This is a genomic window from Streptomyces sp. AcH 505, assembly GCF_000818175.1.
GTDB lineage: Bacteria > Actinomycetota > Actinomycetes > Streptomycetales > Streptomycetaceae > Streptomyces.
In genome coordinates, this window is record NZ_JTIY01000001.1 from 5,649,917 (window position 1) to 5,660,770 (window position 10,854).

Sequence of the window (10,854 nt, forward strand, 5' to 3'; positions counted from 1 at the left end):
GGCGACACCGCCGCACTCGATCTCATTCGCGACGGCGGCAACCGGGTCGGCCAGGTCATCGCCGGGCTCGTCAGCTTCTTCAACCCCGGACTCGTGGTGATCGGCGGCGGTGTGACCGGCCTCGGCCACACCCTGCTGGCCTCGGTCCGTACCCAGGTCTACCGGCAGTCCCTGCCGCTGGCCACCGGCAACCTCCCCATCGTCCTGGGGGAGTTGGGCCCCGTCGCCGGTGTCACCGGCGCGGCCCGGCTCATCAGCGACCACCTGTTCTCGCCGGCCTGACGCCGGCGCGCATCACCGTAAACACACCGCACCGCACAACAAAGCAACACCGCACAACAAAGCAACACCGCACAACACGGCACAGCACCACGGCCCAGCACCACGGCACAGCGCAACGGCACCACGGCACAGCACCAGCACCGCACACGCAAGAGCCGCACACACGCAAGAGCCGCACCGTGCTCCACCCTGCCCTTGACCTGCCCTGCCCGCGGGGCGGCCGGTTCCGCCGAGGGGATACGCCATGGCACCAGCACCACCCGAATCCGTACTGCTCACCATGTCCGGCATCACCAAGTCCTTCCCCGGAGTTCGCGCCCTCGACGGTGTGGACCTGGAGGTCAGGGCCGGCGAGGTGCATTGTCTGCTGGGCCAGAACGGCGCAGGCAAGTCCACACTCATCAAGGTGCTGGCCGGTGCCCACCAGCCCAACGACGGTGTGATCACCTGGCGTGGCGAAGCGGTCGCGCTCAAGTCACCCATCGCCGCCATGCGGCTCGGCATCGCCACCATCTACCAGGAACTCGACCTGGTGGAAGGGCTTTCGGTCGCCGAGAACATCTTCCTCGGCCATGAACCCACCAGCGCCGGGTTCGTCGTCAGGGGCCGGGAGGCCAGGAAGAACGCCGAGGCGCTGCTGAAGCGGCTCGGCCACCCGGAGATCCAGGCCCACCGCACCGTGGGCTCGCTCTCCGCGGCCCAGCAGCAGATCGTCTCCATGGCACGCGCGCTCTCCCACGACGTACGCCTCATCGTCATGGACGAACCGTCAGCGGCCCTCGACCCGGACGAAGTCGACAACCTGTTCCGGATCGTGGCCACTTTGATCGCCGACGGGGTCGCCGTCGTTTACATCTCCCACCGGCTGGAGGAGATCCGCCGCATCGGCGACCGGGTCACCGTGCTCAAGGACGGCAAGACCGTCGCCGTGGGGCTGCCGGCCAAGGAGACCCCGACCCGCGAGATCGTCGCCCTGATGACCGGACGGAACGTCGAGTACGTCTTCCCCGAGCACCAGGCGGCGCCCCCGGCCGCGACGACCGAGCCCGTCCTGCGGGTCGAAGGCCTGTCCAGGGAGGGCGAGTTCGCCCCCGTCGACCTCGAACTGCGGCCCGGCGAGATCGTCGGCCTCGCCGGCCTCGTCGGCTCCGGGCGCTCCGAGATCCTGGAGACCATCTACGGTGCCCGCAAGCCGAGCACCGGCCAGGTCTTCGTCGCGGGCAAACCACTGCGCCCCGGCAGTGTGCGCGCAGCCGTACGGGCCGGCATCGGGCTCGCGCCCGAGGAACGCAAGGCCCAGGGCCTGCTGATGCTCGAATCCGTCACCCGCAACGTGTCGGTCTCGACCCTCTCCCGCTTCTCGCGGGCCGGCTGGCTCGACCGGTCGGCCGAGCGCTCGGCGGCCCAGGCGGCCACCAGGGAGCTGTCCCTGCGCCCCGACAACCCGGACGCCCGGATCCGTACCCTCTCCGGCGGCAATCAGCAGAAGGCGGTACTCGCCCGCTGGCTGCTGCGCGGCTGCCGGGTCCTGCTCCTCGACGAACCCACCCGCGGTGTGGACGTCGGCGCGCGCGCCGAGCTCTACTCCGTGATCCGCCGGCTGGCCGACGACGGCCTCGCCGTACTGCTCGTCTCCAGCGAGGTCCCCGAAGTCCTGGGCCTCGCCGACCGGGTGCTGGTGCTCCGTGAAGGCCAGGTCGTCCACCGGGCGCCGGCCGAGGAGCTCGACGAACACCGTGTACTCGACCTTGTGATGGAAGGGAGCCCGACGCCATGAAGCAGCCTGCCTCTGAGGCGCAGCAGGGCGGGCCGGACGCCGCGGCCGCACCCGAGCAGCCGACGTCCGCTGTCAGCACCGCCAAGTCAGGTCCGCAGAAGGGCGGCAAGCCCGGTCTCGGGCTGCGGCTCGACGTCCGTAACCTCTCGCTGCTCGGTGTGCTGGTCGCACTGATCATCGTCGGGGGCATCACCAAGCCCGAGCAGTTCCTCGACGTCAACAACCTCCAACTCGTGCTCACCCAGGCCTCGGTCATCGGTGTGGTCACGGTCGGCGCGACCTTCGTCATCACCAGCGGCGGGATCGACCTGTCCGTCGGGGCGATCGTGGCGCTGGCGTCGGTGTGGGCGACGACGGTCGCCACCCAGGAGTTCGGCTTCTGGGGCATCCTGTTCACCGCCATGGTGGTGGGTCTCGCCTGCGGCCTGGTCAACGGTGTGCTGATCGCGTACGGCGGGATGGTGCCCTTCATCGCGACCCTCGCGATGCTGGCGTCCGCCCGTGGTCTCGCGCTCCAACTCACCGACGGCAAGACCCAGATCGTCACCGTCCAGTCGGTGCTCGACCTCGGCGGCCGGGACTCCTACGTCCTCGGCATACCGCCGCTCGTGATCGTCTTCGCCGCCGTGACGGTCGTCGGCTGGCTGGTGCTCAACCGCACCACCTTCGGCCGGCGCACGGTGGCGGTCGGCGGCAACCCGGAGGCCGCGCGGCTCGCCGGCATCGACGTCCGCAGGCAGCGGCTGTACCTGTACCTGCTCTCCGGCCTCTGCTGCGGCATCGCCGCCTTCCTGCTGGTGGTGCTGGCAGGTTCGGGTCAGAACACCAACGGAAACCTCTACGAACTCGACGCCATCGCCGCCGCGATCATCGGTGGCACCCTGCTCAGCGGCGGCCGCGGCACCATCGTCGGCTCCGTACTCGGTGTCCTGGTGTTCACCACGATCACCAACATCTTCGCCCTCAACAACCTGCAGAGCGACGTCCAGCAGATCGCCAAGGGCGTCATCATCGTCGCCGCGGTCCTGGTCCAGCGGCGCACAGCGCGGGGTGGCGAGGGCTGACCTCGCTCCCGCTCCCGCAGCCGTCCTGTCGTCGTCATGGCACCTGCCAGGTGTGGTGACGACGGCACCCGCCAAGCCCCACAGCCCGGTCCGAAGAACGCCCTATCCGAAGGGTTCAACCGCCATGCCAGAAACCAGCCGCAGAGGACTGCTCTTCGGCACCGCCGCCGTCTCGGCGGGTGCCTTCCTCACCGCCTGCACCAGCAACGAGCCCGACAAGAAGGAAGCGGCGGCCGACACCAAGCCGGCCACGACCGACAAGCCGGGCAAGCACGTCACCATCGGCTTCGCGGGACCGCAGGCCGACCACGGCTGGCTCAACGCCATCAACGAGCAGGCCAAGGCACGCGCCGCCACGTACTCCGACGTGACACTGGAGGCCACCGAGGGCTCCAACGACACGGCTGCCCAGATCGGCCAGGTCGACACACTGATCAACAAGAAGGTCGACGTACTGGTGGTCCTGCCGGGCGACGGCAAGGCCCTCACCCAGGCCGGCCTCAAGGCCATGCGGGCCGGTATCCCGGTCATCAACCTGGACCGGATCTTCGCCACCCCGCAGGCGTACCGCTGCTGGATCGGCGGCGACAACTACGGCATGGGCCTCAACGCCGGCAACTACATCGGCGAGAAGCTCAAGGGCAAGGCCAACGCCAAGGTCATCGAACTGGCCGGCATCGACGGTCTCGAACTGACCACCCAGCGCACCAAGGGCTTCGACGACGCCCTGAAGAACTTCCCCAACATCAAGAAGGTCGCCCGGCAGGCCGCCGAGTTCACCGTCGAGTCGGGCCAGGCCAAGATGGCGCAGCTGCTCCAGGCCCAGCCCAGCTTCGACGCCATCTGGAACCACGACGACGACCAGGGCGTGGGCGCCCTGCGCGCCATCGACCAGGCCGGCCGTGACGGCTTCCTGATGGTCGGCGGCGCAGGCGCCAAGTCGGCGATGGACGCCATCAAGGCGGACAACAGTGTGCTGAAGGCGACCGTCCTCTACCCGCCCACGATGGCCGCCTCCGCCATCGACCTGGCGCGCGCGCTCGCCCAGTCCAAGGGCATCAGCGGGATCTCGGAAACGGAGATACCCACCCAGATCACCGTCTTCTCCGCCGTGGTAGACAAGACGAACATCGATCAGTACCTGCCGTCGGGCTTCAGCTGACCGGCCCTGGTGCGTCCGTCCCCCACTGAATGAGAGACGAGGAGTGTCCCGTATGACCCCCAGGGAAGCGTCGGAGAAAGAGGCCGGTGCGCCGCCGACACTCGGTGTCGGCATGGTCGGATACGCGTTCATGGGCGCCGCCCACTCACAGGGGTGGCGCACCGCAGGACACGTCTTCGACCTGCCGATGCGGCCGGCGCTCGCCGCGATCTGCGGACGTGACGCCGACTCCGTGCGCGCGGCGGCGGCCAAACACGGCTGGGCCGCCGCCGAGACGAACTGGCGGGACCTCATCGCCCGGGACGATGTGCAGTTGGTCGACATCTGCACACCGGGGGACAGCCACGCGGAGATCGCCATCGCCGCGCTGGAGGCGGGCAAGCACGTGTTGTGCGAGAAGCCGCTCGCCAACTCGGTCGCCGAGGCGGAGGAGATGGTCAGGGCCGCCGAGGCGGCCAGGTCGCGCGGACAGCTGGCGATGGTGGGGTTCAACTACCGCCGGGTGCCGGCTGTCGCGTACGCCCGTCGGCTCATCGCCGAGGGCAGGCTGGGCACACTGCGGCATCTGCGTGTCACCTATCTCCAGGACTGGCTGGTCGACCCGGAGTTCCCGCTCACCTGGCGGCTCCAGCAGGAGCACGCCGGGTCCGGGGCGCTCGGTGACCTGGGGGCGCACATCATCGACCTCGCCCAGTTCCTGACGGGCGAGCCGCTGGCGGGGGTCTCCGCGCTGTCGGAGACCTTCGTCAAGGAGCGCCCGGTGCTGGCGGGGGCCTCGGCAGGCCTCTCGGCGTCGGGTGGTGCCGAGCACGGTCCGGTGACCGTGGACGACGCCGCCGTGTTCACCGGCCGGCTCGCCTCGGGCGCGCTGGCCTCGTTCGAGGCGACCCGGTTCGCCTCGGGCCGCAAGAACGCGCTGAAGCTGGAGATCAACGGCGAGCGCGGTTCGCTCGCCTTCGACCTGGAGCGGCTGAACGAGCTGCAGTTCCACGACCACACCGAACCGGCGCCCTCGTCCGGCTTCCGCCGGATCCTGGTCACCGAGCCGGAACACCCGTACCTGGAGGCGTGGTGGCCGCCGGGCCACGCCCTCGGCTACGAGCACACCTTCATCCACCAGGCCCGCGATCTGGTCGAGGCCATCGCCGCCGGAACCGACCCCGTGCCGTCGTTCGCCGACGGACTGCAGGTCCAGCGGGTGCTCGCAGCCGTCGAGGAGAGCGCGGCGAAGAACGCCGTCTACACACCCGTGCCGCCCCCGCCGGGGACACCCGCCTAGGAGGTCCGAATGCCACGTCCGTTCACACTGTTCACCGGCCAGTGGGCCGATCTGCCCCTGGAAGAGGTCTGCAGGCTCGCCCGTGACTTCGGTTACGACGGCCTGGAACTCGCCACCTGGGGTGACCACTTCGAGGTCGACAAGGCCCTGGCCGACCCGGGATACCTGGACAGCCGCCACCAACTGCTCGACAAGTACGGGCTCAAGTGCTGGGCGATCTCCAACCACCTGGTGGGCCAGGCGGTCTGCGACAGCATCATCGACGAGCGCCACCAGGGCATCCTGCCCGGCCGTATCTGGGGCGACGGGGAGCCCGAGGGCGTCAGGCAGCGCGCCGCCGCCGAGATCAAGGACACCGCGCGGGCCGCTGCGGCCTTCGGCGTCAACACGGTCATCGGCTTCACCGGATCCTCCATCTGGCATCTGGTGGCGATGTTCCCGCCGGTGCCGGCCGGGATGATCGAGCGGGGTTACGAGGACTTCGCCGAGCGCTGGAACCCGATCCTGGACGTCTTCGACGCCGAGGGGGTGCGCTTCGCCCACGAGGTGCACCCGAGCGAGATCGCGTACGACTACTGGACCACCAAGCAGGCGCTCGAAGCGGTCGACCACCGGCCCGCGTTCGGGCTGAACTTCGACCCGAGCCACTTCGTGTGGCAGGACCTGGACCCGGTCAACTTCCTCTACGACTTCCGGGACCGGATCTACCACGTGGACTGCAAGGAGGCCCGTAAGCGGCTCGACGGCCGCAACGGCCGGCTCGGCTCGCACCTGCCCTGGGGCGATCCCAGGCGCGGCTGGGACTTCGTCTCCGCCGGCCACGGGGACGTGCCGTGGGAGGACGTCTTCCGGATGCTGCGGTCGATCGGCTACGAGGGCCCCGTCTCCGTCGAGTGGGAGGACGCGGGCATGGACCGGCTGGCCGGGGCACCCGAGGCGCTCAGGGACCTGAAGCGCTTCGACTTCGACCCGCCCACCGCGTCCTTCGACGCCGCCTTCGGCGGCGGCGAGTAGGAACAGGCAGGCCCGGGCCGGGCCTCCCTGCCCGCGCCCGCACGGACAGCCCGGTGGTGCACAGCGCCGCCGGGCGGTCCGGCATGCCCGCGACTCCCTTTGTCCTGATGCGGGAAAAAGTGCAACTTCACCTCTGCGCAAGGTCTTTCCGTCCCGGACGAACCCGGCTACCGTCCCTGAGGTGTACAGGACACAGATGGTCCCCGGTACACAGATGGTCCCCGGTGTGACGGCGCACGCCGGTGCCAAGAGAGCGCCTCGCGCTCCTCGGTGACCCGCAGGTACGAACAGCCCACTTCTGGAGGACTTTCGTGCACAGAAAACGTCTCAGAGCCAGACCACTCCTCGCACTGCTCACCGGCGCGCTGCTCGCCGTCGGCAGCCTCAGCGCCGTCCCCGCCGTCGCGGCGGACCCGACCACCCGCCACGAGGAAGAGCCGGCCGCCGACCCCAGCTTCCAGCAGGTGACCCTCGCGAAGGGCGCCGACGAGGTGGGCGAGCCGATGTCGCTCGCGGTCCTGCCGGACCGGCAGGTGCTGCACACCTCGCGTGACGGCACACTGCGGATCACCGACGCGGCGGGCACCACCAAGGTCGCCGGCACGCTGGAGGTCTACAGCCACGACGAGGAAGGTCTGCAGGGCGTCGGCGTCGACCCCGGCTTCGCGCAGAACCGCGCGATCTACCTGTACTACGCGCCCAAGCTGAACACCCCCGACGGCGACGCCCCCGAGAACGGCACCGCCGCCGACTTCGCACCCTTCGACGGGTACAACCGCCTCTCGCGCTTCACACTGAACGCGGACGGCACCCTCGACAAGGCGAGCGAGAAGAAGGTCCTCGACGTCGCGACGTCACGCGGAACCTGCTGCCACGTCGGCGGCGACATCGCGTTCGACGGCGAAGGAAACCTGTACCTGTCGACCGGCGACGACACCAACCCCTTCGCCTCCGACGGCTACACGCCCATCGACGAACGCCCGGACCGCAACCCGGCGTTCGACGCGCGGCGGAGCGCCGGAAACTCCAACGACCTGCGCGGCAAGGTGCTGCGCGTCAAGGTCGCCGACGACGGCTCGTACACGATCCCCGAGGGCAACCTCTTCGCTCCCGGCACGGACAAGACCCGCCCCGAGATCTACGCGATGGGCTTCCGCAACCCGTTCCGGCTGTCGGTCGACAAGAAGACCGGCGTCGTCTACGTGGGCGACTACGGCCCCGACGCGGGGGCGGCCTCGCCGACCCGCGGTCCCGGCGGCCAGGTCGAGTTCGCCCGGATCACCGAGGCGGGCAACTTCGGCTGGCCGTACTGCACGGGCAACAACGACCCGTATCTGGACTACGACTTCGCGACCGGGACGTCGGGCGCCGCCTTCGACTGCGCAGCGCCGAAGAACACCTCGCCGCACAACACGGGTCTCACCGACCTGCCGCCGGCCCAGGCGGCCTGGATCCCCTACGACGGCGGCAGCGTCCCGGAGTTCGGCAGCGGCTCCGAGTCCCCGATGGGCGGACCCGTCTACCGCTACGACGCCGAATCCGACTCCGCGGTGAAGTTCCCCGAGGAGTACGACGGCGACTTCTTCGCCGGTGAGTTCGGCCGGCAGTGGATCAAGCGGATCGAGCAGGGCGCCGACGGTACGGTCTCCAAGATCAACGACTTCCCGTGGACCGGTACCCAGGTCATGGACATGGAGTTCGGCCCCGACGGCGCGCTCTACGTACTCGACTACGGGCTCTCCTGGTTCGGCGGCGACGACAACTCCGCCGTCTACCGCATCGAGAACATCACCGGCGGACGTTCCCCTGTCGCGGTCGCCTCGGCCAACAAGACCTCGGGCACCGCGACCCTGCGGGTCAACTTCTCCTCCGCCGGCACCCAGGACCCGGACGGCGACGAGCTGACCTACGCGTGGGACTTCGGCGACGGAACCACCTCGACCGAGCCGAACCCGGCCCACCCGTACAAGAAGAACGGCACCTACACCGCGACCCTCACCGCGACCGACCCGGCAGGCCACACCGGCACCGCGTCCGTACGGGTGGTCGTCGGCAACACCGCGCCCAAGGTGACCCTGCAACTACCGGCCGACGGAGCGCTGTTCAGCTTCGGCGACGCGATCCCCTTCAAGGTCACCGTCACCGACCCCGAGGACGGCACGGCGATCGACTGCGCCAAGGTCACCGTCCGCTACATCCTCGGCCATGACAACCACGGCCATCCGATCACCTCGGCCAACGGCTGCGAAGGCACCATCACGGCGCCCGCGGACGCCGACCACGATCCCAACGCCAACATCTTCGGTGTGATCGACGCCGAGTACACCGACGGCGGAGGCGGCGGCCAGGCGGCACTCACCAGCCACGACGAGGCGCAGCTCCAGCCCCGTCACCGGCAGGCCGAGCACTTCACGAACTCGTCCGGGATCAGCACCCCGGCCAAGACGAGCGCCAACGGCGGCAAGACGGTCGGCGACATCGACAACGACGACTGGATCTCGTTCGCGCCGTACAACCTGACCGGCTCGAAGACACTGACCGCGCGGATCTCCTCCGCCGGCGCCGGCGGCTTCCTCGAAGTGCGCACCGGATCGCCCGACGGCAACCTGCTCGGCTCGGCCCCCATCCCGGTCACCGGCAGCTGGGACACCTTCCAGGACGTCGACGTCCCGCTGCGGGCCGTACCGAAGAAGTCCACGGAACTGTTCCTCGTCTTCAAGGGCGGCACGGGCGCGCTCTACGACCTGGACGACTTCCAGATCAGCGACCAGGCGCCCGGCAAGATCCAGAAGCGGGTGCTGGTCTTCTCCAAGACCGGCGGCTTCCGGCACGACGCGATCCCCGAGGGCATCGCGGCCCTGAAGGAACTGGGCAAGGACAACAACATCACGGTCGACACCACCGAGACCGCGGCCCAGTTCACCACCAACAACCTCGCCCGCTACGACGCGGTGGTCTTCATGTCCACCACCGGCGACGTGCTCGACGGGGCCCAGCAGGCCGCCTTCGAGAACTTCATCTCCACCGGCGGCGGCTATCTGGGCGTCCACGCGGCGGCCGACACCGAGTACGACTGGCCGTTCTACGGCGGCCTGGTCGGCGCCTACTTCCAGGGCCACCCGCAGATCCAGCCGGCGACGGTACGCGTCGAGGACCACACCAACCCGGCCACCGCGCACTTCGGTGACACCTGGGCGCACACCGACGAGCTGTACAACTACCGCACCAACCCGCGCTCCAAGGTCCGCGTGCTGGCCACCCTCGACGAAACCACGTACCAGGGCGGCACGATGCGCGGCGACCACCCGATCGCCTGGTGCCAGTCCTACGAGGGCGGCCGGTCCTTCTACACCGGACTCGGCCACACCAAGGAGTCCTACGCCGACCCCGACTTCCGTCAGCACCTGCTCGGCGGACTGCGGTACGCGGCAGGACAGGTCAAGGCCGACTGCGCGCCGAAGACGGGTTACCGGACCATCTTCAACGGGCAGACACTGGAGGGCTGGAAGCAGGCGGGCCCCGGCAAGTTCAACATCGCCGACGGTGAACTGCGCAGCGAGGGCGGCCTGGGCATGCTCTGGTACCAGCCCAAGCAGCTCGGCTCCTACTCGCTGAAGCTCGACTGGAAGCTCGACGGGGACGACAACTCCGGTGTGTTCGTGGGCTTCCCCGAGTCCGACGACCCCTGGTCGGCGGTGGACAACGGGTACGAGGTGCAGATCGACGCGACCGACGCGCCGGATCGCACCACCGGCTCGATCTACACCTTCAAGGCGGCCGACATCAAGGCCAGAGACCGGGTGCTGCGGCCGCCCGGCCAGTGGAACAGCTACGAGATCAAGGTCCAGGGTGAGCGTCTGCAGGTCTTCCTCAACGGAGTGAAGATCAACGACTTCACCAACACCGACCCTGCGCGGAGCCTGAAGGACGGCTACCTCGGCATCCAGAACCACGGTGCCGACGACCAGGCCGCCTTCCGGAACATCCAGCTCAGGGAACTGCCCTCCTAGGAAATCCAGGACGGGCAGCCGCTAGCCGGCGGCGGGCGGGGAGGCGCCGTACCCCCCGCCCGCCGCCCACCAACAACCACAGCACGGCAGGCACATCAACGGCAGGGAGGCAGCCCGTGACCATCACCGAATCGACTGCAGCACGTACCGGAGTCTGGTTCGTCGGAGCGCGCGGCTCCGTCGCCACGACCGCCGTCGCGGGATGCGCGGCGGTCACCGCCGGGCTCCACCCGCCGACCGGCATGGTCACCGAGACCCCGCCGTTC

At 69.3% G+C, this 10,854-nt stretch carries 8 protein-coding genes; all 8 read left to right on the forward strand.

Annotation, left to right across the window (positions count from 1 at the left end; genetic code table 11):
* Window positions 1-282 (forward strand): ROK family protein (locus HY68_RS45450; RefSeq protein ID WP_241778675.1); only part of this gene is annotated, 282 nt, incomplete at its 5' end.
* Window positions 283-526: 244 nt separating this feature from the next.
* The gene (locus HY68_RS25385) at window positions 527-2,059 is read left to right on the forward strand and encodes a sugar ABC transporter ATP-binding protein (protein WP_041992731.1); all 1,533 of its coding nucleotides are present in this window, start codon (window positions 527-529) and stop codon (window positions 2,057-2,059) included.
* A complete protein-coding gene (locus HY68_RS25390) occupies window positions 2,056-3,123 on the forward strand; it encodes an ABC transporter permease (RefSeq protein ID WP_041992733.1) in 1,068 nt (355 codons plus the stop codon). Before HY68_RS25385 ends, HY68_RS25390 begins: the two co-directional genes overlap by 4 nt.
* A gap of 124 nt (window positions 3,124-3,247) precedes the next feature.
* Window positions 3,248-4,285 carry a substrate-binding domain-containing protein gene (locus HY68_RS25395; RefSeq protein WP_041992736.1) on the forward strand — a complete coding sequence of 346 codons (1,038 nt, stop codon included), beginning with the start codon at window positions 3,248-3,250 and terminating at the stop codon, window positions 4,283-4,285.
* Between the two features lie 52 nt (window positions 4,286-4,337).
* Complete coding sequence (locus tag HY68_RS25400) at window positions 4,338-5,564, forward strand: Gfo/Idh/MocA family oxidoreductase (protein WP_041992739.1); 1,227 nt, start codon at window positions 4,338-4,340, stop codon at window positions 5,562-5,564.
* Window positions 5,565-5,573: 9 nt separating this feature from the next.
* Window positions 5,574-6,578 carry a sugar phosphate isomerase/epimerase family protein gene (locus HY68_RS25405; RefSeq protein ID WP_041992742.1) on the forward strand — a complete coding sequence of 335 codons (1,005 nt, stop codon included), beginning with the start codon at window positions 5,574-5,576 and terminating at the stop codon, window positions 6,576-6,578.
* Between the two features lie 311 nt (window positions 6,579-6,889).
* Window positions 6,890-10,588: a ThuA domain-containing protein gene (locus HY68_RS25410; RefSeq protein ID WP_041992745.1), complete on the forward strand. Its 3,699-nt coding sequence runs from the start codon at window positions 6,890-6,892 to the stop codon at window positions 10,586-10,588.
* A 116-nt stretch (window positions 10,589-10,704) separates the two neighbouring features.
* Window positions 10,705-10,854 (forward strand): inositol-3-phosphate synthase (locus HY68_RS45455; RefSeq protein ID WP_347560669.1); only part of this gene is annotated, 150 nt, incomplete at its 3' end.